The organism is Labrenzia sp. PO1 (genome assembly GCF_012273635.1).
Classification (GTDB): Bacteria; Pseudomonadota; Alphaproteobacteria; order Rhizobiales; family Stappiaceae; genus Roseibium; species Roseibium algicola.
The window spans coordinates 750,796-773,509 of the sequence record NZ_JAAXCR010000001.1 but is presented as its reverse complement, the minus strand read 5'-3'; the positions used below and the strand labels follow the sequence as shown (position 1 = coordinate 773,509).

The window sequence follows — 22,714 nt, the reverse complement described above, 5'->3', positions numbered from 1 at the left end:
CTTGCCGGAAATCACGATGGGGAGCCACCATAGAGCCGCCAGGACTCCAGTCCGCGGTTGAACAGAGGGCCAGGAACACCATCCAGCGTGCCCTCGTAGTATCCGGCAGACTGCAATCTGGTCTGGATTTCAAGGATGGTATCGCGCGACCAGCTGCGGGCGTCGGAGGAAATCTTCGCAAGTGTTTCGCCGCTGTCCACCGTCAATGCGGACAGCAACAGTTCCGATGCCTTTTGTGGTGATTTGTCGGTGTGGAATCCTTCGTCGTAAATTGCAGCGGCGGCAAGGGCGCCTTCCGCGTATCCCTGCTGCGCGGCCAGTTCGAAATAGGCCGCTGCGTCTTCCGGGGTCTTGTAAATGCCTTCCTTGGCAAAGACGCCCAGATTGTAGGTCGCTCTGGCGGCGCCTTCCGATGAGGCATATTCCAGAAGGGTGATTGCACGCGGAACATCGCGCGCGCCACCTGTGCCGTTATAGAGGGAAACTGCAAGATTGATGGCCCCGTCGGCGCTGCCGTTGGCATAGGCGCGTTCGAACAATTCGCGGGCTTTCAACAGGTCCTTGGGCAGCCCCTGGCCGAGTTCGTAGAGGAGGCCAAGGCTGACGAGTGCCCTTGTGTCGCCTGCAGCTGCTGCCTGCTGATAGAGGTCGACGGCAATCTTGGTATCGCCGGCAGCTGCCCGTGCCCGCGCAAGCAGGGCCTTGTAGTGCGGCACATCCGGATAGTCCTTGACGGCCTGCTCGCAGGAATGAATGGCCGCCCCGGAGTTCTTTGCCAGAAGGTTGAGAGAGACGCCCCGGTAGATGACGGTTGAATCGTTCGGGTGTGTGGCGAACCGCCTGCACAGTTCGGATTGCGTCAGATTGTTCGGATTGTCGGGCATCATCTGGGTAACAAGCGTTTTGGCCTGCTCCAGATACTGCCCGTCCGGAAATCGCTCGATGTAATACTGCAGCAGGGCCCGGTTACGGGAGGCCAGGGCGTTGGACCAGATTTCCTCTTCCAGACTTGCGAGGCCGACCGATGGCGTCGGCAGGACGCCGTTCGTGTCCTTCAGCGCTCTTTCGAGGATCGTTTGCGCTTCATCGACAAACCTGCCCTCCGGATAGCGCTGCAGGTACAGCTGGATCAGCCTTGGATCTTCCTGCTGCACCGACAGCTTCCACAGGCCCGCTTCAAGGTCGCCGTCCGACTCCGGGCCCGGCTTGAAATAGAAATCGGGTTTGACCGAGAACTGCACGTAAGGCACCTGGGCGCCACCGGTTTCCTTGCGTACGTTCTGGTTCACATCCGCCAGCACGGACAGGACCTCGCGGCCGGAGGAGTGCATGTAGGACAGGAGCGCCGTCGCGTAGGGACTGTTGTCACCCGCGCCATCATAGGCAACCTTGCCCGGTTGCGTGGCGTAGCCGATCAGAAACCCGCTGACATCCGGCGGTGGTGCCAGGCCCACTTCCAGGCTCTTGATGCGATCCTGAAACGGGTTGTTCTGGCAGGCGTCCAGGAAGACCATCTTGAAGGCGCTGCTGCGCCCGACAAGCTTGAGCAACTCATCGAAATGGATGCTGTCGCTGACAAGCGTATCGATGTCACTGATCCGTGAATCAACCGGAATGAGATAGTTCTTGCCCGCCAGTTGAACGCCATGCCCGGCGTAATAGACCAGCACGACGTTCGCGTTGCGCCGGATGGTTGCCTGGGAGAACTCTTCGGCCTTCTTCAAGAAGTCCTCCTGCGTTGCATCCAGGATCAAGGTGACGTCGAAGCGAAGGGTCTGCAGGGTTGCCGCGATACTCTCCGCATCATTGCGTGCATTGGGGAGTTTCTCGCCATTGTAGTTGGAATTGCCGACGATCAGCGCCATACGCGTGTCGGGTACAAGTTGCTGGGCTCGTGAGGTTTCAGGTAAGGAAACCGAGACAACGAGTATCAGGCCTGACAGAAGCAGGACCTTCTCGAGAAGTTGCCGGACCAAATGCAATTTCATGGTTTGGAACCGCATTCCGCTCAAATTGAAATCATGGACGCCAGATTGACTTCGACCGCCGCGATGGTCTCGGTCAGGACAGCTCGCTGTTGCTGCTGCAGGTTCGTGATCACAGTGTCCTGGGACCGGACGATCTGAATACGCTGAACCTTGCTGATACCTTCGCGAACGGCTTCAAGAGCTGCTTCGCCACTTTCGGCCTGCTCGACTTTGACGACCATTTCGCGAACAATCGGCAGGGCCGACTGTGCAACGGCGCTTCCGTTTTCCGCTTCCCGCGCCAGCCGATTTTCCAGATCCTGCAGGACTTCGGTAATGCATCGGACCGGTTCGATGCCGCGCAATACCTTCTGCTTGCAGCGTTCACAAGCGTTGTTGACCCGAACACGGTTGTTCAGGAACCGCTCGAGAATGGCTCGTTCCCGGGCCACGGTTGTCGGTTCTCCATCGCCTTTCGGAATGAAGAAAAACGGTCTGACCGCTTCCTTGCCTGAGCCTGCCTTGACGCTTGGGGATTCGCTTTCGTAAGCGGCGATGGTGATCGGCTTGCCGTTTGGATTTTCCAGCTTGCTGCCTGCGGCTGACGGGTCAAATGACTCATCAAAGGGCAGCATCGTGCTCCTTGAAAAAATCTGCTGTGCGTTCGAAAGCTGCCAGGACGTATTCTTAACAGGATCGTTCAGGACCTGGTTGCCGGCCTTGGCCGAACTTGTCGCGCCTGTTAGCCAGGCCACCAAAATAGACGCAATAAATGATAGGAAACCGAGCATCTTACGCTTGGTAATCTCTGCCATACTTCACCGAATTTTTTAAACTGACTTAGCGTTCTATGACACTTTCATCAGATAATTGATAAAATTTGCATTGTCGGCGGCTCACTACATCCTATCAAGTGCAGAGGTTTAGTGAAGCAAAAATTCGCGCCACCGCCTGCCTGGCGATCGGGCTTCCCTTCCAATGGTCTGCTGTGAGAGCTTTGAAGCGGTGGTGACCCGACGTGTGTGCGATTGAATTTCGCAGGTGAAGCGTAATGCTCCGGCCGAGAAGGGGTTTCCTGCCGCAAAACAACAGGATAGGGCAGGCCAGGTGGCCTGCCCACTATTTCGGGAAACGTCGTCCAGTTGCAATATGAAGGCGTATGGCCGGTGAAATTTCACCAGACGCTCCGTTTGCAGGCTGGTTCAAATTGTGGTGAGTTCCCGTGTGTTACTTTCTCGACAGGAAATCTTCCGCCAGCTCCACCCAAAAACTCGTGCCGATAGGCAGGATGTCGTCATTGAAGTCATACTTGGGGTGATGCAGGGGCGGGTCGCGATCGGTTCTGGCAGTGCCGAGCATGAAGTAGCAGCCGGGCCGTTCTTCCAGGAAATAGGCAAAGTCCTCGCTGCCCATGAACGGACGGGTAAGGTCTGTGACTTTTTCCTCGCCCGCAAAGCGCCTGGCAAGGTCACGCAGGTAGCCGGTCTCGGCCGTGTGGTTGATCATCGGCGGATAACCGCGCTCATAATCGACCTCGGCCCGCATGCCGTAGCTGGCAGCCTGTCCTTCGGCAATCATGCGGATACGCCGTTCCAGCTCGTCGCGCACATCCGGTTCCAAAGCTCGAACGGTCAGGCTCATTTCCGCCCGCTCGGGGATCACGTTGCTGGCGATACCGCTGTTGAAGGCACCGACCGTGATCACGGCAGACTGCAGCGGATGGATGTTGCGCGCGGCGATGGTCTGCAGTGCCATGATGATGCTGGCGCCGCACACGATCGGGTCGGATGCCGCCTGCGGTTCTGCACCATGGCCTCCGTGGCCGACAACGGTAATCTTGCACTCGTCGGCAGCTGCCATCATCGGGCCGTCCCGGAAGGCGAATTGGCCGAAGGGCAGGCTCGGGTCATTGTGAAGGCCGAATACGGCATCGCAGGGGAACCGCTCGAACAGCCCGTCGCCCATCATCAGCCTTGCACCGCCGAAGTTTTCTTCCGCCGGCTGGAAGATCAGATGCACCGTACCGTCGAACTGCCTGCGTTCCGAGAGGATTTTCGCGGCGCCGAGCAGCATGGCCGTGTGGCCGTCATGGCCGCAGGCGTGCATGACGCCGGGATGGGTGCTGGCATAGTCCGCCCCGGTTTCCTCCAGGATCGGCAGGGCGTCGAAATCCGCACGAATGCCGATGCTCTTTTGCGAGGTGCCATTGCGCAGGGTTGCGACAATGCCGGTTGTTGCCAGGCCACGCGTAACCTCGTAGCCCATCGCAGCCAGTTCACTGGCGACGTAGTCCGAGGTCTTGAATTCCGACAGGCCGATCTCGGGGATCGTATGCAGATGGCGCCTTGTGGCGACGATTTCGGGAAGGAAGTTGGACGACTGAACGGTCATTTACGCACCACGGCTGGGGATACGGTTTTCCAGGAAGCGGAACAGCAATACCAGAATCCCGGTGAGACACATATAGATCAGTGCAAGCAGCAGCAGAGGCTCATATGTGAGATACGTATCCTGCCGAACTCTTGAAATGATCGCATAGACATCGACCACCGTGATGGTCGCGACAAGCGGTGTCGATTTCAGCTGCAGCACGGTTTCGCCGCTCAAGGTCGGCAAGGCACGGTAGATGGCGCGCGGTAGCCAGATGCGGCGGAACATGGTGAAGCGGCCCATGCCAAAGGCACGCGCGGCTTCCAGTTCGCCCCTTGGCACACCGGCAAACGCTCCGCGCATCACTTCCCCCTCATAGGCGGCAAATGACAGCATCAGGGCCGTGAAGCCATACGGCCAGGCCTGGCGCAGATAGGGCCAGAACATCGACTGCCGGATTTCCGGATACTGCGCGAACACCGAGCCGAGGCCGTAGTAGAGCAGCCAGAGTTGCAGAAGCAGCGGCGTGCCGCGGATCAATGTGCAGAAACCACGGGCCAGCCAGGCGAGCGGTCTTGGTCCGGTGACCTGGACGAGGCCCAGGCCTATGGCAAGGAGAAAGCCGACGGCTGCCGTCGAAAACAGCAGAAACAGTGTTTCCCAGATGCCGTGGAGCAGCTTCCATTGGTATTTGGGCAACCAGTCCCACCGCAGGAACCAGATCGCGCAGAAGACGATGCCTGCGAAGACGGCAAGCAGGAAGATCCTGTGCGGTTCCAACAGCCGGCGTGGCGGCGGCGGAACATAGGCGGGCATTGTGATCTTGGTTTCGCTCATCTCACACAGGCCCCGCTATGCCGCGCCTTGCGCGTTTTTCGATATGGGCGATGACGCGGTTCGAGACCAGCGTCAGCGTGAGATACATCACGCCGGCGGCGCAATAGAACAGCATGTAGGCCTTGGTGCTGCCGGCTGCCTGGCGGGTCACAAGCGTCAGTTCCGAGAAGCCGACCACGGCCAGAAGGGCAGTATCCTTGGTGGCGATGAGCCAGAGATTTGAAAGACCCGGAATGGCATAGGGCAACATGGCCGGCAAGGTGATGCGGCGCAGTGTCTTGAAGGGCGACATGCCGTAGGCACGGGCTGCCTCTATCTGTCCGGGCGGTACTGCCTTGATGGCACCACGCAGGACTTCGGTCGAGTAAGCGCCTTGGACGACGCCGATGACGAAGATGCCGGCGGCAAGGCCGCTGATGTCGACCCTTGGCAGACCGACCAGCATCAGCAGCGAATTCACTGCGTCTGTTCCAGCGTAATAAAGCAACAGGATGAGGACAAGCTCGGGAACGGCTCGAATGACGGTTGTGTAGACCTCAAGCAGGTCGCGCAGGATCGGGCCACCGTAAAGCTTTCCGAAGGCGCCGCCGATACCGATCAGCAGACCCAGGCCAAAACCGCCGACGGCGAGCTGCAGCGAGGCTGCGAAGCCGGCGAGTAGAACTCCGCCCCAGCCCGGTGGCGACAGGGCGAGCAGATCGAGATTGAGAAATCCGGAAGGGGCAGCCATCGGCAGCGGTCAACCTTGCTTTGAAACTGTCCGCCCGCGCCCGAGGGCGCGGGACGGTTTCCTAAGGGTGATCCGGCCGCTTAGCCGCCGTAGATGTCGAAGTCGAACCAGTTCTTGGAGAACGTTTCATAGGTCCCGTTCTCGCGGATCGCCTTGATCGCGGCGTTGACCTTGTCCTTCAGTTCCGTGTCGCCCTTGCGCAGGCCGACGCCAACGCCGGCACCGAGGATCGCCGGATCGTCCTGGACGTTGCCCTTCAGTTCGCAGCAGGCACCCGCATCGGACTTCAGGAAGGCGTCGAGCGCGATGGCGTCCGCCTGGACGGCGTCGAGGCGGCCAGCGGCGAGATCCTGGTTGGCTTCATCTTGGGTCTGGTACTGCTTGATCTCGGCAGCGCCTTCGCCGAAATACTTCTCGGCATAGTCGGCATGAATGGTCGAAACCTGAACGCCGATGATCTTGCCGGACAGGCCTTCCGGAGTCGCGTCGAAATCGTCACCCTTGGCACCGATGATGCCGGTTGGAGTGTTGTAGTACTTGTCGGAGAAATCGATGGTCTTCAGGCGCTCTTCGGTGATGGACATGGAGCCGATGATCATGTCGATCTTGCCGGATGTCAGGGCCGGGATGATGCCGTCCCAGGCAACTGGCGTGACGACGCAGTCGAGTTTGGCTTCCGCGCAGATCGCGTCCATGAATTCGATTTCCCAACCGATCCACTTGCCGCTGGAATCGGGAGAGGTGAACGGCGGGTAGGGCTCGGCTGCGACGCCGACCTTTACTTCCTCAGCCATGGCGCCGGTGAACGCTGTGGTGGCCAGTGCGGCGGCTGCGAATGCTGTCTTCAGAATATGTTTCATGCTGTTCCCCTGTTTTTTAGACTTCTCGTGCCGGACCTTCCGGCAGGACCTCCCCGCGAAACGTCTGCGGGAGGGTCTAGTTGATCGAGCTGATGAATTTCTTCAGCCGCTCCGATTTCGGGTCGCCGAACACCTGGTCCGGCGGTCCCTGTTCCTCGATGATGCCGTTGTGCAGAAAGATGACGTGACTGGCGACTTCCCGAGCGAATTTCATCTCGTGGGTAACCAGGATCATTGTCCGCTGTTCACGGGCCAGATCGCCGATGACGCCGAGGACCTCTCCGACCAGTTCGGGATCGAGAGCGGATGTCGGCTCGTCGAACAACATGGCGAGCGGCTGGACGGCAAGAGCACGGGCGATAGCTGCACGCTGCTGCTGACCACCGGACAGGAAGGCCGGATAGGCATCCTGCTTCTCGTGCAGTCCGACACGGCGCAGCAAGGTTTCGGCGATGCCGACGGCCTCGTCGCGTTTCATGCCCAGAACGTGGATAGGCACTTCAATCACATTTTGAAGCACTGTCATGTGCTGCCACAGATTGAAGCTCTGGAAAACCATCGCAAGCTGGCTGCGAATGCGCTCGATCTGCCTGCGGTTGGCAGGGCGCAGGCCATGGTGGCCGTCGTTTTTCAGGTCGATTGTCTCACCATGGATGGTGACCGACCCGGCGCTGGGCATCTCAAGCATGTTGATGCAGCGCAGAAAGGTTGATTTGCCGGAGCCCGATCCGCCGATGATCGCAATCACGTCGCCCTGCCGGGCCGTGAGCGAGACACCCTTGAGCACCTCAAGAGCTCCGAAACGTTTAAAGAGGTCGCATACCTCGATGGCTGGCGCCGCTGGTTCCATCCTACCGCCATTGCCCGGCCTGAGCCGGTGCACTGTTGTTTCTGTTCCCCGCTGACCTCGTCTTTTTTGCCGGTGCGGCGTCAGCTCTCCGCCCGGTAAGTGTTGTCAGCTTTGCACTTGTCTCGTAATTATTCAACCGTATAATAACGAAAAAATCGATGCCGGTGCGTCAGGCGACCGGAGATCATGGCGGAGGACACAAGAATGGCGCGGGAGGCGAAAGCGATGGCTGCAGCATGGTGCCTGACTTCGCCTGCGAACCCGTCAGTGCGCGGGATTCTGCCGGTCCGGAGCCTGTCATGAGCCGTCGTCCGTTCCATCGCGCAAGTGAGGCCGAGCGGCGTCAGGATCTCATCCGGGCGACGCTGGATTGCATTTCCGAATTTGGTCTGCGCGGCGCGACCGTTCGTGAAATCGCGGCACGCGCCGGTGTCACCCCCGGCCTGATCCGCCATTATTTTTCCAGCAAGGACCAGATGCTGCAGGATGCCTATCGGGAAGTCATGACCGGAATGACGTCCACTGTGGCGGCGGCTGCCGATGGTGATCAGCAGAGCCCCAGGGCACGCCTGCACGATTTCATCGTGGCCAACCTGACGCCGCCGGTTGCCAACGCACGGACGTTGTCGCTCTGGGCTGCGTTCATCAGTCATGTGCGCGTCGATCCGGCCTTTGCCGAAATTCACCTTGAGAGCTATCTCGCGTTTCGGTCTGTGCTGGAAACCCTCGTCGCCGAGGTGCTGGCCGAATCGGGTGAGCCACCCGATGCAAAGCGGTGCCGGGAGCTGGCAATTGCGATCAACGGCGTGATCGACGGTCTGTGGATCGAAGGCACGCTGGTGGGTCACCTCTTTTCCGAAACGCCCCTTCCGGGCGTTGCCATCCGGTCCGTCGAGGCATTGCTTGGCGGAATAAGCCTTGCCGCCAAACCACACTCAAACTGAGAGACCGACTATGCGTTATGCGTCGATCACCGACCGCCTTGCCCACCTGGGCTCGGGAAAATGGACTGTCCACATCAAGGCGCGCGAAATGGCGGCTGCGGGCGTTCCCGTCATCGAGCTGACGATCGGCGAGCCGGACATCCTGCCCGACGAAGCCTTGTTCGAGGAAGCCAACCGGGCGATGAGGGCCGGCCGTATCCGTTATTCCAACGGTCGGGGCGAGCCCGGTATCGTTGCTGCATTGACGGAAAAATATCGCAAGCGCCGGCCTGACGTGAACGAGCAGAATGTCCTGTGTTTCCCAGGCACGCAGACTGCCCTTTTTGCGGTGATGCTGGGCCTTGTGGAGGCCGGCGACGCCGTTCTGGCAGGTGATCCCCTCTATGCCACCTACGAAGGCGTTATTGCCGCGACCGGTGCGCACATGGTGCCGGTGCCGCTCCGCCCTGAAAAGGGTTTTCACCTTCAGGCGGAAGATCTTGAAAAGGCAGTCACTCCGGACAGCAGGGTGCTCCTGCTCAATACGCCGCACAATCCGACCGGGGCGACGCTGACGGCTGAGGAAATTGCCGCCATCGGTGAGGTCTGCATCAAGCACGACCTCTGGATCGTCTGCGACGAGGTGTATGAAAAGCTGATCTTCGAGGGAAGTTTCGCTTCCCCCTTCGACCAGCCGGCGCTCGCGGACCGGACCATCGTGGTGTCCTCTATCTCCAAATCTCACGCCGCCCCCGGCTTCCGGTCCGGCTGGGCAATCGGTCCGGAAGAATTCTGCACGCGATTGCTGGCGGTGTCCGAAACCATGCTTTTCGGCGGACAGCCGTTCATCGCGGACATGACGGCCATGGCGATTGCCGGGGATTTCGACACCGCCGAGCGCATGCGGGAGAGTTATCTGCGGCGGGCGAAGCTCATCATCGGGCATTTGTCCGGACATGGCGCCCTTAAGCCCATGATGCCGGAAGCCGGCATGTTCCTGCTGGTGGATGTCAGTGCAACGGGACTGGACGGTGCCACCTTTGCCGAAAGGCTGCTGGAGGAAAAGCAGGTCGCGGTGATGCCAGGGGCCTCCTTCGGCGATCAGGCGACGAATTTCATCCGGTTGTCGTTGACGGTAGCCGATGAAACGCTTTCCGAAGCAACAGACCGCATCGCGGCCTTTGCGGACAGTCTCGACGACGAGGAGAGCCGCAAATGGGCGTAGTGACCAAAACGGTCGGTGAGGCCCTGATCGATATTCTTGAGGCCAATGGCGTGGAAGCCGTCTTCGGCATTCCCGGCGTGCACACGGTCGAGCTTTATCGGGGGCTGGCTGCCTCCGAAATCCGCCACATCACCCCGCGCCACGAACAGGGGGCCGGGTTTATGGCGGACGGATATGCCCGCGTAACCGGGAAACCCGGTGTCGCACTGGTGATCACCGGCCCGGGCCTGACCAATACGATCACCGCGATGGCGCAGGCCTATCAGGATTCCGTGCCGATGCTGGTGATCTCGGGCGTCAATGCACGCGCAAGCCTTGGCCATGGCCGGGGCAAGCTGCACGAGCTGCCGGACCAGCGCGCCATGATGGCACCGCTTGCGCTGATGACACACACGTTGCTGGAGCCCTCGGACCTTCCGGCTGTCATGGAGCGTGCCTTCGCGATCCTGCAGTCGCGGCGTCCAGGGCCGGTCCATATCGAAATTCCAACCGATGTGATGGTGGAAAAGATTGCCGTTGGCGACCTGCGCCCCTCAAAGGCCTGCGGCCCGCGGGCGGCTCAGGCACAGGTGCTGGAGCTTGTCGAGAAATGTCGCAAGGCCCAGCGCCCGGCGGTCCTGTGCGGTGGCGGTTCTGTTGCTGCCGCAGACAAGATCCGTTTGCTGGCGGAGCGAATTGATGCGCCGCTGATCACTACGGTCAATGCGCGGGGCATGTTTGCGGGACATCCGCTCTCCGTTCCGGCCAGCCCAAGCCTTGCCGCCGTCCGCGACCTGCTTGCAGCCTCCGATCTGGTGATTGCGCTCGGCACGCAGATGGGACAGACGGATTACGACATGTATGCCGATGGCGGCTTTCCGGAGCTTGCCGATCTGGTGCGGGTGGACATCGATGCAGACCAGCTTGCCCGGGGGCCTGAGGCTGCGCTGCCGGTCCTCTCCAGTGTCGACCAGTTGCTGGACGACCTTCTGCCGCTGCTTGAAGGTCCCGGTACGGAGGCGGACGGTGCTGCACGGGCCAAGGCTTGCCGAGAGGCGGTTTCAACCTGGTTGAGCCCCAAGATGCAGGCGGAAATCGGCGTTCTGGAGACGATCCGCGAAACGCTGCCCGGCTGCATCATCGTCGGCGACAGCACGCAGGCCATCTATTCCGGCAACTTGTCGTTTGAAGCAGGCCGGCCGCACGGCTGGTTCAACGCGGCAACAGGGTTCGGTGCACTTGGCTATGGTCCTCCGGCCGCGATAGGTGCCAGCATCGGCGAACCTGAAACGCCTGTGATCTGCCTTGTGGGTGATGGCGGGCTTCAGTTCTCGCTTGCCGAAATCGGCTCAGCCAGGGATTGCGGAGCCAGGGTGATTTTCCTGGTCTGGAACAACGACGGTTATGGCGAAATCCGCACCTACATGCTGGATTGCGGGATTGAACCGGAAGGCGTGACGCCATCAGCACCCGATTTTGGCAAGATCGCCGACGCCTATGGTTTGCCGTCCGTGCGTCTTGATGACGTCTCGGAGCTGGGGGCTGCTCTGAAGCGGTTTTCAGACCTGCCCGGACCAAGCCTGATCGAAATCCACGAAACAGGCACGCGTGGGGCGACCGCCTGACGTGAGGCCCTGCGGGCTTTGCTCAGCTTGAGGCCGGCAAGGACAGCCTGAATTGCGTTCCCCTGCCTTTTGCAGACTGGCAGGTGAACGCAAGCCCGTGTTCACGCGCAAGGTCGTGACAGACCGAAAGACCAAGGCCATGTCCGCTGGACGTGCTGCCTTTCTGGTACGCTTTCAGGAAGGTTTGCTGTTCTGTCTCGGTCAGGCCTGGTCCCGTATCGAGCACACAAAGCTCCAGGGCCTGTCCACGGTTACGGACGCCAATCAGGACCTTGCCTTTTTCGGTGTATTTGACCGCGTTGGAGACCAGATTGCTGGCGATGCGCATCAGGACCATGGGCGGCACGGCGGTCTTGCGGGTTGATGTAACCCGTCGCAACTTCAGGCCTTTTGAGATCGCTTCCTCGCCAAACATCTGCTGGACCGTGTCGAGAACAAGCGAAAGTTCGTAGCTCTCGGTTTCCGCCGGTTCTGCGCGGGTGATGGCGATGTCTTTCTGGGCGTGGTCTTCTTCGCCGGTTGGGTCGGAGCTTTCGGCTGTCTCTGTGCCATCGTTCCGCGGTGCCGTTTCCGCCAGATAGGAATTCGACAGGGCCTCCATGTAGTCGAATGCCTCTGCAAGACGTTGGCGAACCGGCGGTTCCATATGGTCGGCAAGATGGTCGAAGCTGAGCCTCAGTGAAGTGATCGGCTGTTTCAGATCATGGGAAGCGGTCGCCAGTTGCCGCTGTCGCAGGCTGGCCAGATCGCGGGCACGCGTGTAATTGCGCTCGGCCACGAGCAGCTCCCGACTGCGCCTTGCTTCTGCTTCAAGGGCAGCGATTTCGGCCTGAACGGCATTTGCGTGTTTGTGGCGCAAGGCAACGATATGGGCGGTCAAACCGGTCATGGTGGCAATCAGCAGGCAGGAGAAAATACCCTTGACCGTGCTCGCAACTGGCAGGATTTCAGTCTCGAGGCCAACGACCATCAAGGCAATCAGCCCAACGACCAGCACGGTGCCAAAGGCTGAAACCAGTTCCGAGCTGACATGTGCCGCGCCTTCGCTGCGTCGCCAGCTGCGGCCTGCCAGGAAAACGGAAATGAACATCAGCGCCAGCAGCACATAGCCGAAAAACGCGACATAGGTGCCGGGCGAAAAGAAAGACAACCCGAAACCGGCGATCGATAGGGCGGAAAGGGCTGTCAGGCCGATGGAAAGCCTTGTCTCGCGGCCCGCGGTGGCGACAGAGCGGCCGGAAATGACGAAGCCGAGGCCGGATAGGGAGAACAGCAGGAAGAAGCCTGTCGGAGACTGGAGTTCAGGCCTGTCGGGAAAGAAGAACCGGAACCAGAGGCCGTCAATATAAGCGATGAAAGCAAGCCCGAGCCCGAACTGGACGGCATAGAGCATGCCGATCCAGTTTTTCATGGCCAGATGAAAGCCGAAGAAGAAAATCAGGCAGGAGATCGTGAAGGCGTAGAACGCCGTATGGGTGATGCCGGACGCAAAGGCTGAGGCTTCAAGCTCCACCGGTGTTTCGAGCGCCATCTTGAAGGACTGGAAAGGCCCGAACTTGAAATTGACCAGGAGGGTAACCCGCTCTTGCGGCGCGATGTCGAAGACAGGCGTGCGCAACCTTGTGACCGAGTGGTCTTCCGGTGCGAAGGGGTCGAAAATCGAATAACTGATCAGGCTTTCGGTAAAGCCGCTTTCGCGGATGACATAGGCATCCAGTTCGCTGACCAGCGGCAGGTCGATCGTCAGCACGAAAGGATCCGGCGCACGGCCATCGTTCAGTGTTGCGTTGACGATCTCGACAGCGGCCCAGGCTTCCGGCGCATAGTTGGTTTCCAGCAGAGAGGCCTTGAGGGTCGGAGAGAATTTGCCGGTGCGGAACCGGTTCAGGATGTCGGCAAGAGATGCTGACGGATCGCTCTCATAGACCAGATGCGGCTTCAGGTCGCCAATCCCCTGGCCGGGCTCGAGGCGCACAGTTTCTGCCCGGGCGATGCCGGTCACGAGAAGGCTGAAAAACAGAAGGGCCCACAGGTGCAGAATTCTGGTCATTTCCCCAAAGGCATGTCAGATAGAAGGACTGCAGCTGCTGGATCGAGAGCCGTGAAAGATCAAAGATATAGTGCCATCATTGCAGACGATCACGCAATCGTTCGCTCGGGTTTGCGCGACGCTCTGGAAAAACCGGGCCTGATCGAACCGGAGGGGATCAACGTGCTGGCGGAAGCCGGCGACGGCCTCAGCGCGATAGCCGAAGTGCGCAAGCAGCGGCCAGACCTCCTGTTGCTGGATGTCTCCATGCCGATGGCAGGCGGCGTGGAAGTGCTGATCGAGGCAAGGCGCTGGTCGAAGGAAACGAGGGTGGTCGTACTGACAGGCATTTCCGCTGTCGGGCTGATATCGGATCTCATCGAGGCCGGGGTTGATGGCCTGTTCTCGAAGGCGTCGGACAATGCCGAGTTCTACCAGAAACTGCCGGGTATCCTGCGCGGACAGCGGCATATTTCGGACGTGTTTCTGAAGATCCTGGAAGAGACGCCCGCGCCACCTGTGCTGACCGACCGGGAACGGCAAACGCTGAACCTGATCCTCGCCGGGCGGTCCAACAAGGAAATTGCCGAAGGACTTGGCATCAGCGTCAAGACCGTCGACAAGCACCGCACCAGCCTGATGCAGAAGCTGAACGTGCATTCGGTGCCGCAGTTGATGGCCAAGGCGCTGAAGGAAGGCATGATTGATCCATCGCGGGAACTTTGACCGGAGAATGCCTGTTCTGGCCGGAATGGGGGATCGGCCCCATGGCCGGTGGCCAGCCGCCATGCGTTACTGCTGCAAGTGACCCGCAAAAGGATTGTGCCATGCGCCCCTATTTCAGACTTTCAGCCACCTCGCTTGCCGCGATACCCGTTGCCGGCATGCTGATCACGGGCTCGGTCCAGGCGCAGGATGACGGTTTTCGCGAGATCCGTGTTGCTCCCGGCACGGCGGTCGCCGCCAATTTCATGGATGTGCTGATGCCGTTTCTGCAAGGCCATCCGGAGAGTGACGAAGGCAATGCAGCGCTCGACCTGAAGGTGCGCAAGGCCGACAGCGGCTACAGTGTCGATATCGTCATGACGGGATATCTTGATGACAGCCTTTCCGGTGAGCATTACAGGGGCACCGTTGTTCACACGGCGACGGGCGAATGGGAGCTTCTGGAGATGAAGGTCAAACCCTTGTGCGCACGTGGTGTGAATGTCGGCGGGATATGCACCGCATCCGCATCACCACCTGCCATGTTCCGGTCTTCCGGTGCCGTTGACGGCCGGTTGATGTGCGTCAGCATTGCGCAGGACGATGTTCTGAATGTACGGCAGGGCCCCGGAACACGGCATGCCGTTACCGGCGCTCTTGCGGCGGGAACCTGTAATGTGGAACTTTCCGAGAGCTGTGAGGGAAGCTGGTGTGAAATCCGTTCGGGCGCGGTGTCCGGATGGGTGAATACCCGTTACCTTGAGCCCGCCAATTGAAAGACATATCGACGAGCCCCATGCCGGTCAGAAATCAGCATCAGCGCAGATCTGCCAAAAGCCTTTTCATCGGAGGCTTGCTGATGTCTTGCGCAACTGCCGCGGTTCTGGCCAGCGGCTTGCCGGAGCCGACATTCCTGGAAAGCGGCAGCAACGACCTGATCCGCTTTCAGAAAGGCGAGGTGCCTGCACCACCGGTTCCGCTGGAGGCCGCCCCGTCAGCCGCTCCGGAACCGGTAGAACCTGCCGAGATGCGTGCGCCCGAGCACCGGCTGATGGACAGCGAGGGGGCTGCTGCCGAGATTGCCCCTCCACCGCCAGCGCAGCCACGGCCACGACCACCGGCGCATGCACCTGCACCCTCCGACGCCCCATCCTGGACCGACCGCATGAGTCCGGAGTTAGATCGGGCCATCGACCGGACTGTCCCCCAGAGGGAACGGGTTGCGCCGGCTGCAGCACCGAAGCAAAATTCGCAAAAACGGGAAGCCACTGGTGCGGACGCTCAAGGCTTGAACTCTGCCATCGAAAAGTCCGCCGCAAGGCGTGCTCAGGAACCGGCTCCACTGGAGGAAGCCGCAGATGCCGATGATGCGATTTCCGCGCGGCTGGTGACGGTCTGCCTGACCAATCCGGACGATGCCAGCGGCGCCAAGGGCTTTGATATCCGGCGAGATGGTCCGCCGCGCTATGTTGCCGATGTCGGCGCGACGGCCTGTGCCCGCTTCGAGCCGACACGCCATACGATCTATCTCTGGAAGACCAACGACCTGGGTGCCCTGTCGCTGATCCTCTCCAGCCGTCTCGATCTGGTCGAGGCAGATGGGACGCAAGTGTCCCTGGACTGGCTGCGGGACCGGTAACCGGCCCGACAGCGCAATCGCGCAGCCACCAGATTTATTCTCGAATTTGTCAGTCGTTCGTTGGGCTCTGGGAATGAGTGGATCCCGGCTCTCGTGTTGCTCGCCCGGGATGACATTCGAGGACCTTCTCCATCGTCATCCCGGCCAAGCGCAGCGCGAGCCGGGATCGGGGAGGAACGGGATCCTTTTTAGGTGCCCATTTCGACGACCCTCGGCTCCCCGATCCCGGATCTTTGCTGCGCTGCGTCCGGGATGACCAAAGGAGGGATGACCAAAGGAGGGATGATCAACGGCGGGATGACCATTGGTGGGGAGGCGGATGGAGCGACGGGCAACCTGGGGAGAGTAACAAGCAGAAACCGGCAGGAGGGGCTGCCGGTTTCCATGCGGGTGGTAGGGGTGTTTAACGCTCGGCGACGTCCGCGAGACGGACGAGGCTCAGGAATTCAGACCGGTAGCCGAAGCGATCAGCGCCCTTGTTCTCACTGGCGAGTTTTTCAATCGCCTTGAAATCCCAATCTCCCAGGTGATCGGTGCCTTTCAGCTTCTGCCCGAAGGCGGCAACTGACGCGGCAAAGAGAGTTTCCGACATCGGTATGCCGCTTGTATCTGCCATGACCGGTGTCTCGATCAGGGTACTTTCCTTGTCTCCGGGCAGCTTGTAGCGCAGCTTCACGAAGGCGAGTTCACCCGAATAGGAAGCGCGAACGGGTTCGATCTTCTCCTTGGGGCCGTAGCGCAGGTCCGAGAACTTTTCCGCCGGCGAGCCGACAGGGGTGATTTCATAAAGGGCCGTGACGTTGTGGCCCGCGCCGATATCTCCCGCATCTACCTTGTCGTTCCTGAAATCCTCAGTTCGGAGCGCCCGGGTCTCGTAGCCGATCAGGCGGTATTCGGCGACAGTTTCCGGGTTGAACTCGACCTGGATCTTGACGTCCTGGGCGATCATGGAGATGGAGCTGACCACCTGGTCCACCAGCACCTTGCGGGCTTCGGACAGCGTGTCGATGTAGGCGGCAACGCCCTGTCCGTTCTGCGCAAGGGTCTGCATCAGTTCATCGTTGTAGTTGCCGCGGCCGAAGCCGAGAACGGAAAGCGCCGTGCCGTTTTTCCGCTGTTCAGTGACATAGCGTTTCAGGTTGTCCGGGTCGGACAGGCCGACGTTGAAGTCGCCGTCGGTGGCCAGGATGATCCTGGTCTGCTCGCCGTCGCCGGTCATTGTTTCGGCCAGGGCGTAGGCTCCTTTCAGACCTTCATGACCTGCCGTTGAGCCTCCGGAGGTCAACGCGTTGATCTTTTCCAGGATCCGGCTCTTTTCGGTAACCTTGGTCGGTTCCAGTAGAACACCGGAGCTGCCGGCGTATGTGACGATCGCCACTTCGTCCTCGTCGCGCAGCGTGGACAGCAGCAGGCGGAAGGATTGCTGCAGCAGCGGCAACTTGTTGGCATCGGCCATGGAGCCGGAGGTGTCGATCAGGAACACCAGGTTCTGCGGGGGAAGGTCATCGAGCGGCACCTTGTAGCCCTGGATGCCGACCTGCATCAGCCTGGTGTGTTCGTTCCACGGGGTGTCGACCACGGAAACATTGGTGGAGAAGGGGTGACCGCCCTTTTCGGGCACGGGGTAACTGTAATCGAAGTAGTTGACCATTTCTTCCACACGCACGGCATCCGGGTTCGGCAATCGCCCGCCGGACAGCGTGCTGCGGACATAGGAATAGGAAGCGGTGTCGACATCGACGGAGAAGGTCGATACCGGGTCCGCGCTCGTGCGTTTCAGCGGATTGACTTCCGCGGATGCAAACCGTTCCCGGTCTGCAGGCTGAACGGCTGGCATTGCCGGTGGTTCGGACTGAGCCACCTTTCTCGGGGCAGAGCCGCCACTGCCGGAGGAAAGCGACATCAAGCCACCGGTGGCTGCCTCCGAGCCAATCATTAGTCTGTCCTGAAAAGCCGGGGCCGGGGCCGGGGCCGGGGCAGGCTGCGGGGCTACGGCCGGACGGGAGATGTCCGCGATGACGGAGTGGCTTTCCTCCTGTTTCCTGCGCTGGGTTGTCGAAACCGAGGCATCATCGTCTCGCTCACCTGCAATGGTCATCCGGCCGGCTTCTTCCGCCGGGCTTGTGAGCTTTTTCCCGAGCTCCTGCCAATCGATGGTTTGCGAGGCGATGCCGGCGAAGGCGATTGTCATCAGCGAAGCGGAGCTGATCAGCAAGGTTCTGGGCATGTGTTTGCCAAACATGAGACAAATCCTTTTCGTCGCCCGGAGGAAAGGTCCGGGTGTCGGGATGATGGGGAAAGGTTGGGTAATGTGCCGGGCAAGAGCCGCGCCCTTGCGGCGCGGCCTTGGTGTGTTTGCCGGGTGTTACCGGAACACGATGCGGTAGCTTGCGCCCTTGCGGCAAACCGAGGTGCTGGAGTCCGCGTACCAGGTTTTGAGGAGGTTCCAGCGGCCGTTGGACTTCAGCTTGCGGAACTGGACCCGGACAAAGGTGCTGGCGTTGTTCACGCCTTCCAGGTTCCGGGTGACCTTGTAGGTGCCACCGTGGGCGATGACGCGGTTGGAAATGTTTTCCGAGCGCCAGCGGTTGGAACCGAGGTCACGGTAATCGAGATCGTAAAGCTGGATCGGCTGGCCGGTGTTGTTCTTCACCGTGATGTTGACCTTCTTGCAGATGTCGAACAGGGCGGCGGCCGGGGTCACGGCTCCGAGGGAGGCAACGCCTGCAATGGCAAGAACGCTGGCGGCTGCTGCGGTTTTGGCAAGGGCTTTCATTGGTCAATTCCTTTCTCTTGAATAATCTCCTTTCGGAGGGGGTATCGATCTTTCGATGAGAGAAAGGTGCCAGAACGGGTGGGGTGTCAGTATGGGGTCGATACCCCAATCGCGCGTCTGGTGAGGTACCTGAAAGCGGACCGGTCATCGCAACCGGCGGGTTGAAGACACGCTTCGATATTTGGTCTATTGCTGCTTCGTCGCCTGTTTTGAAAAACGATTTCGAGATGACGATTTCATTCCCGGACCGGCCGTACCGGTCGACCTGAGGCCCCGGTTTTTTCGGGCGCCCGATCAGCCCTGCCAAAACTATTTAAACGGACTGCCTGGAGAAGGAGTGCCCATGATTTCGAGATGCCTGGTGTTTATCCTGTTCTGTCTTGCCGCAACGGTGGCGAAAGCGGCCGACGTGTTTCCGTCGAACGCGGAAGGTTGCGACTATCATTTGCGGGGTCAGATCGTCTCGGGGGATGCCGAAAAGCTCAAGGTTCTGCCGATCAACTCGCAAGGCATCACGCTGTGCCTCGATAGCCCCGGGGGCAGCTTTGCCGAAGGAAAGCGGCTGTTCGACACGATCTGGGACCAGGATATCGCAACCATGGTGCGTTCGGGCGAACGGTGCGAATCCGCCTGTTCGCTGGCTTTCCTTGGCGGCAGCATGCGGATCGGGACAGCCGTGATCCGCTTTCAGATGCGCTCTCTGCGTCCAGGGGGCAAGCTCGGTTTCCATTCGCCCAGCCTCAACCTGCCGAACGAGAACAGTTACCCTGCCAGCGAAGTCCAGACAGCCTTTGCGATTGCGCTTAAGGCTGCCGAATCCTTTTTCGATATCAAGCTGAGCGAAGAGCACGACGTCGAGGCGATGACGGATTTCCTCTATCAGCGGATCCTCGGCACGCGCCCCGAAAACATGTTCCACATAGAGAGCATCGGCGATGCGGTGCTGGCCAATATCACCGTTACCGGACTGACGCCACCAGCCTCGATTACGGAACGGGAAATCGCAAATATCTGCGACAACGCCTATGCGGCCAATCTGATGGATGGTCGGCCGGGATATACGACCAGTTCACAATACTACGACGAAATCCTGATCGGCGATCCGGATGGCGACCGGAAAGTGGTGCTGACAAGGCAGGGAGAGGACCTGATCGGCAAGGTCTTCAATTATGATACTCCGAGCAAATTCTCTGCGCTTGGCTGTTTGGTCCGGATATCCGACGACTGGAAGCGGTTCTGGGATACCGATTACAGCCCGCTCAGCGTCCGTTTCGAGCAGTATTCCGTTGGTGACGATTTCGGTGACGGGGAGGCCGAGGAATTTTCCGCGCCTTACTGGTATCTGCTGCCGGCTTCCCTGAAGCTTGACCAGCAGGCAGAAAGAAACGTTGCCGGGCAGAATGACAATGCGCCCGCGTCTGCACCTGCTGCGTCAGGCGAGGGCGGTTTCGTTCGCCTGAGCGGCTATGATCTTTATGGCGGAGATCTGCCGGATGGCGTGCTCCGCAACATGAGCGCGGAGGACTGTGTCTCGTCCTGTCGCGCCAGAAGCGGCTGTGATGCCGTGACCCACGACCGGTGGAACCGGATCTGCATTCAAAAGTCCGTCGGTGACAGCAATGGCAGGCTCTATCTTCTTTCCAAGGCCGACACCTATGTGCAGCGGGCTGCCGCCGGGTCTCTCAAACCCAATCTGAGCGTGCCAGTCCAGACGTTCACCAAACAGAACAAGGGCTTTCCCGGACAGCCGGACGAAAGCCTGCAGGCGGGATCGGCCGGCCAGTGCGAGACGCTCTGCACGGAACGCACATGCCTCGGGTTCAACTGGTCTGCCGGGTCGGGAAGATGCGATCTGTTCGCGCGGCCGGGTGTCTATTCCGACGCCGAAGGTATCGTGGCCGGGTTCATGGTTCAGCCGGCCCAATAGGACCGCCCAGTAAGACCGCCCAGCAGGACCGCCCAACAAAACAGACCCGTCCGCGGTTCCGTTGACCGCGGACGGTGTCTGATCAGACTGCCTTCTGTCCGACGAAGCGGCCGGCACCTTCCGGAAAAGGCAGGGCCTTGTGCGCATGGGCGAAGGCCTTGAGCTTTTCGCCGACTTCCGCTCCCGGCAGGGAGCTGGCGCGTGTGTTGAGATCGACATGGAGCAGAAGGGTCTCCATGGTCGCGGCAAGTTTGCCATCAGCGTTTTTCAGGAAGTGAAACAGCTGCATCTTCTTGCCTTCCCCCTGGAGCACCTGGGTCGTGACCGTCAGGCGTTCGCCCGCCAGAAGCTCGTCCAGGTAGCGCAGGTGATTTTCAACGGTGAAGTAGCTCTTGCCGGACGCGATATAGTCGGCATCCGCGCCGATCAGCTCCATGAACCGGTCGGTTGCGGCAGCACCTGCTTCCAGGTAGTGAGCCTCGTTCATGTGGCCGTTGTAGTCGGTCCAGCTCTGCGGGATCTGGCGGTCTCCCGTGATCGGCAGTTCAGCCTCCGCCGGTGCCGCCAAAGCCCGTTCATGGGTGTTGAGAACGCCGCCTGCACCGCTGCCGCTTTTCTTTAGCGCTCGCATCATGCCGACGAGATTGTCGTCGCGCAGGCGTTCCAGCTCGCGAATGGAGCGATGGCCGGACTGGGCATCGGACTGACCGGCGATCAGGTCGACCAGCTCGTCGGTGAACTCCGGCACGTCCATCAGTTTGGTCCAGGGCCAGGAGAGGCATGGACCGAACTGGGCCATGAAGTGCTTCATGCCGGCTTCCCCGCCGGCGATACGATAGGTCTCAAAAAGGCCCATCTGTGCCCAGCGCAGACCGAAGCCCATGCGGATTGCCTCGTCAATTTCTTCGGTCGTGGCAATGCCGTCCTTCACCAGCCAGAGCGCCTCGCGCCAGACAGCTTCCAGGAAGCGGTCGGCAATGTGGGCGTCGATCTCCTTGCGGACATGAAGCGGGAACATGCCGATGCTGCGCAGGACCTCGGCCGCGCGAGCGGTTTCGGCAGCATCACCGACAAGTTCCACCAGCGGCAGCAGATAGACCGGGTTGAACGGGTGGGCGACGACGGCGCGCGCGCCTTCGCTGGTCAGTTCGGACGGCTTGAAGCCGGATGTCGACGAGCCGATGACGGCGGTCTTGGGCGCGAGCTCCGTCAGGCTGCCCAGGACCTTGTGCTTGAGGTCAAGGCGTTCGGGAACGCTTTCCTGCACCCAGTCAGCACCAGCGGCTGCCTCGGCAAGATCTGAATGGAACGACAGTTTGCCTTCGTCCGGCAGGCGCTTGTCATAAAGCGCGGGCAGGCTGCGGCGCGCATTGTCGATGACTTCGCCGATCTTGCGTTCGGCTTCCGGGTCGGGGTCGAAGACGGCAACGTCCCAACCGTTCAAAAGGAAACGGGCGGCCCAGCCGCCACCGATCACGCCGCCGCCGACGATGCATGCTTTTTGGGTCATGGTGCAAGTGTCTCCGTGTGGCCGTCGATGGCCAGGATCTGTCCTGAAATGCGGGCGCCTGCTTCGGACGCCAGAAAGTGAATGGTGTTTGCTACATCCTGGGCAGTGACCCAGGTCTTGAGTGAAACACCCTTGACGTAGCTCTCTCGAATGGCCTCTTCGGTCTCGCCGCGCGCCCTTGCTTCCATCGCGACGACCCGATCCATCCGCTCCCCTTCCACCGCGCCCGGGCAAACTGCGTTGACGCGAATGCCGTGGGGGCCGAGCTCCATTGCGAGCGTCTTGGTGAGGCCGACAATCGCCCATTTGGCGGAGGCGTAGGGCGAGCGGAACGGGTAACCGTAAAGTCCGGCGGTCGACGAGGTGAGCGTGATCAGACCGTGCCCCTGAGCTTTCAGCACTCTGGCCGCCCAGCGGCAGGTCAGGAAGGCTCCGTGGAGATTGGTCGCGACGCAGCGTTGCCATTCCGCGTAGTCCAGCGTCTCGATCGCCCCTGCAGGACCGCCGGTGCCGGCATTGGCGCAAACCACGTCGATGCCTTTCCAGCGGTGTTCTAGGTCGTTCAGGAACGCGGACATTTCCGCTTCGCTGGTGACATCGGCAACAGCAGCGATCGCGTTGCCATTTGCTTCCGAGAATGCGGAAACGGCTACAGGATCCGCATCACAGATCGCGACTTCGTCTCCGTCTGCCAGGAAGCGTTCCGCAATGGCGCGGCCGATCCCGGACGCCCCGGCCGTGACGAGGACCCTGCGGCTCATG

General features: G+C 60.4%; 19 protein-coding genes. 7 read left to right on the top strand and 12 right to left on the bottom strand.

Features of this window, described 5'->3' with window-relative positions:
• Positions 1-11 precede the first annotated feature (11 nt).
• From HCG46_RS03680 to HCG46_RS03650, 7 genes are all read right to left on the bottom strand, one after another.
• Positions 12-1,988: a caspase family protein gene (locus tag HCG46_RS03680; RefSeq protein WP_161633241.1), complete on the bottom strand. Its 1,977-nt coding sequence runs from the start codon at positions 1,986-1,988 to the stop codon at positions 12-14.
• A gap of 20 nt (positions 1,989-2,008) precedes the next feature.
• Entirely contained in the window at positions 2,009-2,602 is a 594-nt protein-coding gene (locus HCG46_RS03675; protein ID WP_139314270.1) for a hypothetical protein, read from the bottom strand.
• A 592-nt stretch (positions 2,603-3,194) separates the two neighbouring features.
• A complete protein-coding gene (locus HCG46_RS03670; protein ID WP_168684663.1) occupies positions 3,195-4,358 on the bottom strand; it encodes a M20 aminoacylase family protein in 1,164 nt (387 codons plus the stop codon).
• Complete coding sequence (locus HCG46_RS03665; protein ID WP_062487980.1) at positions 4,359-5,174, bottom strand: ABC transporter permease; 816 nt, start codon at positions 5,172-5,174, stop codon at positions 4,359-4,361.
• Position 5,175: 1 nt separating this feature from the next.
• On the bottom strand, positions 5,176-5,904 hold the full coding sequence (locus HCG46_RS03660; RefSeq protein WP_023000374.1) for an ABC transporter permease: 729 nt from the start codon (positions 5,902-5,904) through the stop codon (positions 5,176-5,178).
• A gap of 80 nt (positions 5,905-5,984) precedes the next feature.
• Entirely contained in the window at positions 5,985-6,764 is a 780-nt protein-coding gene (locus tag HCG46_RS03655) for a transporter substrate-binding domain-containing protein (protein WP_023000375.1), read from the bottom strand.
• Between the two features lie 76 nt (positions 6,765-6,840).
• Positions 6,841-7,614 carry an ABC transporter ATP-binding protein gene (locus HCG46_RS03650; RefSeq protein WP_031269084.1) on the bottom strand — a complete coding sequence of 258 codons (774 nt, stop codon included), beginning with the start codon at positions 7,612-7,614 and terminating at the stop codon, positions 6,841-6,843.
• A 299-nt stretch (positions 7,615-7,913) separates the two neighbouring features.
• Between HCG46_RS03650 and HCG46_RS03645 the strand changes: the two genes are divergently transcribed.
• Genes HCG46_RS03645 through HCG46_RS03635 form a run of 3 tightly spaced genes read left to right on the top strand, consistent with a single transcriptional unit; the run spans position 7,914 to position 11,366 of the window.
• Entirely contained in the window at positions 7,914-8,558 is a 645-nt protein-coding gene (locus HCG46_RS03645) for a TetR family transcriptional regulator C-terminal domain-containing protein (RefSeq protein WP_031269085.1), read from the top strand.
• Between the two features lie 10 nt (positions 8,559-8,568).
• Positions 8,569-9,762 (top strand): pyridoxal phosphate-dependent aminotransferase, encoded by a 1,194-nt coding sequence (locus HCG46_RS03640; protein WP_168684661.1) that lies wholly within the window; start codon positions 8,569-8,571, stop codon positions 9,760-9,762.
• Entirely contained in the window at positions 9,753-11,366 is a 1,614-nt protein-coding gene (locus HCG46_RS03635; protein WP_168684660.1) for a 5-guanidino-2-oxopentanoate decarboxylase, read from the top strand. Before HCG46_RS03640 ends, HCG46_RS03635 begins: the two co-directional genes overlap by 10 nt.
• Positions 11,367-11,388: 22 nt before the next feature.
• On the opposite strand, the gene HCG46_RS03630 is transcribed toward HCG46_RS03635, so the two are convergent.
• Positions 11,389-13,416 (bottom strand): sensor histidine kinase, encoded by a 2,028-nt coding sequence (locus tag HCG46_RS03630; RefSeq protein WP_168684659.1) that lies wholly within the window; start codon positions 13,414-13,416, stop codon positions 11,389-11,391.
• 51 nt (positions 13,417-13,467) lie between these two features.
• Here HCG46_RS03630 and HCG46_RS03625 point away from each other — a divergent pair, with 51 nt between their 5' ends.
• From HCG46_RS03625 to HCG46_RS03615, 3 genes are all read left to right on the top strand, one after another.
• Positions 13,468-14,121, top strand: coding sequence for a response regulator transcription factor (locus HCG46_RS03625; RefSeq protein ID WP_077292299.1), 654 nt, complete (start codon positions 13,468-13,470; stop codon positions 14,119-14,121).
• A 101-nt stretch (positions 14,122-14,222) separates the two neighbouring features.
• Entirely contained in the window at positions 14,223-14,876 is a 654-nt protein-coding gene (locus HCG46_RS03620) for an SH3 domain-containing protein (protein WP_168684657.1), read from the top strand.
• Positions 14,877-14,959: 83 nt separating this feature from the next.
• A complete protein-coding gene (locus HCG46_RS03615; protein ID WP_168684656.1) occupies positions 14,960-15,739 on the top strand; it encodes a hypothetical protein in 780 nt (259 codons plus the stop codon).
• Between the two features lie 403 nt (positions 15,740-16,142).
• Here HCG46_RS03615 and HCG46_RS03610 read toward each other — a convergent pair whose 3' ends face one another.
• Positions 16,143-17,981 (bottom strand): VWA domain-containing protein, encoded by a 1,839-nt coding sequence (locus HCG46_RS03610; protein WP_168684654.1) that lies wholly within the window; start codon positions 17,979-17,981, stop codon positions 16,143-16,145.
• A gap of 123 nt (positions 17,982-18,104) precedes the next feature.
• Positions 18,105-18,515, bottom strand: coding sequence for a hypothetical protein (locus HCG46_RS03605; RefSeq protein WP_077292303.1), 411 nt, complete (start codon positions 18,513-18,515; stop codon positions 18,105-18,107).
• Positions 18,516-18,858: 343 nt separating this feature from the next.
• On the opposite strand from HCG46_RS03605, the gene HCG46_RS03600 reads away from it, so the two are divergent.
• Positions 18,859-20,442 (top strand): PAN domain-containing protein, encoded by a 1,584-nt coding sequence (locus HCG46_RS03600; protein ID WP_168684652.1) that lies wholly within the window; start codon positions 18,859-18,861, stop codon positions 20,440-20,442.
• 82 nt (positions 20,443-20,524) lie between these two features.
• On the opposite strand, the gene HCG46_RS03595 is transcribed toward HCG46_RS03600, so the two are convergent.
• Positions 20,525-21,952, bottom strand: a complete 1,428-nt coding sequence (locus HCG46_RS03595; protein ID WP_168684650.1) for a carnitine 3-dehydrogenase — start codon at positions 21,950-21,952, stop codon at positions 20,525-20,527.
• Entirely contained in the window at positions 21,949-22,713 is a 765-nt protein-coding gene (locus tag HCG46_RS03590; RefSeq protein ID WP_168684648.1) for an SDR family oxidoreductase, read from the bottom strand. The genes HCG46_RS03595 and HCG46_RS03590 overlap by 4 nt, the downstream gene beginning before the upstream one ends.
• Position 22,714: the final 1 nt, after the last annotated feature.

Coding starts and splice junctions, on each gene's coding strand:
- HCG46_RS03680 (WP_161633241.1), bottom strand. CDS start 1,988: ATGAAATTGCATTTGGTCCGGCAACTTCTCGAGAAGGTCCTGCTTCTG.
- HCG46_RS03675 (WP_139314270.1), bottom strand. CDS start 2,602: ATGCTGCCCTTTGATGAGTCATTTGACCCGTCAGCCGCAGGCAGCAAG.
- HCG46_RS03670 (WP_168684663.1), bottom strand. CDS start 4,358: ATGACCGTTCAGTCGTCCAACTTCCTTCCCGAAATCGTCGCCACAAGG.
- HCG46_RS03665 (WP_062487980.1), bottom strand. CDS start 5,174: ATGAGCGAAACCAAGATCACAATGCCCGCCTATGTTCCGCCGCCGCCA.
- HCG46_RS03660 (WP_023000374.1), bottom strand. CDS start 5,904: ATGGCTGCCCCTTCCGGATTTCTCAATCTCGATCTGCTCGCCCTGTCG.
- HCG46_RS03655 (WP_023000375.1), bottom strand. CDS start 6,764: ATGAAACATATTCTGAAGACAGCATTCGCAGCCGCCGCACTGGCCACC.
- HCG46_RS03650 (WP_031269084.1), bottom strand. CDS start 7,614: ATGGAACCAGCGGCGCCAGCCATCGAGGTATGCGACCTCTTTAAACGT.
- HCG46_RS03645 (WP_031269085.1), top strand. CDS start 7,914: ATGAGCCGTCGTCCGTTCCATCGCGCAAGTGAGGCCGAGCGGCGTCAG.
- HCG46_RS03640 (WP_168684661.1), top strand. CDS start 8,569: ATGCGTTATGCGTCGATCACCGACCGCCTTGCCCACCTGGGCTCGGGA.
- HCG46_RS03635 (WP_168684660.1), top strand. CDS start 9,753: ATGGGCGTAGTGACCAAAACGGTCGGTGAGGCCCTGATCGATATTCTT.
- HCG46_RS03630 (WP_168684659.1), bottom strand. CDS start 13,416: ATGACCAGAATTCTGCACCTGTGGGCCCTTCTGTTTTTCAGCCTTCTC.
- HCG46_RS03620 (WP_168684657.1), top strand. CDS start 14,223: ATGCGCCCCTATTTCAGACTTTCAGCCACCTCGCTTGCCGCGATACCC.
- HCG46_RS03615 (WP_168684656.1), top strand. CDS start 14,960: ATGTCTTGCGCAACTGCCGCGGTTCTGGCCAGCGGCTTGCCGGAGCCG.
- HCG46_RS03610 (WP_168684654.1), bottom strand. CDS start 17,981: ATGTTTGGCAAACACATGCCCAGAACCTTGCTGATCAGCTCCGCTTCG.
- HCG46_RS03605 (WP_077292303.1), bottom strand. CDS start 18,515: ATGAAAGCCCTTGCCAAAACCGCAGCAGCCGCCAGCGTTCTTGCCATT.
- HCG46_RS03600 (WP_168684652.1), top strand. CDS start 18,859: ATGATTTCGAGATGCCTGGTGTTTATCCTGTTCTGTCTTGCCGCAACG.
- HCG46_RS03595 (WP_168684650.1), bottom strand. CDS start 21,952: ATGACCCAAAAAGCATGCATCGTCGGCGGCGGCGTGATCGGTGGCGGC.
- HCG46_RS03590 (WP_168684648.1), bottom strand. CDS start 22,713: ATGAGCCGCAGGGTCCTCGTCACGGCCGGGGCGTCCGGGATCGGCCGC.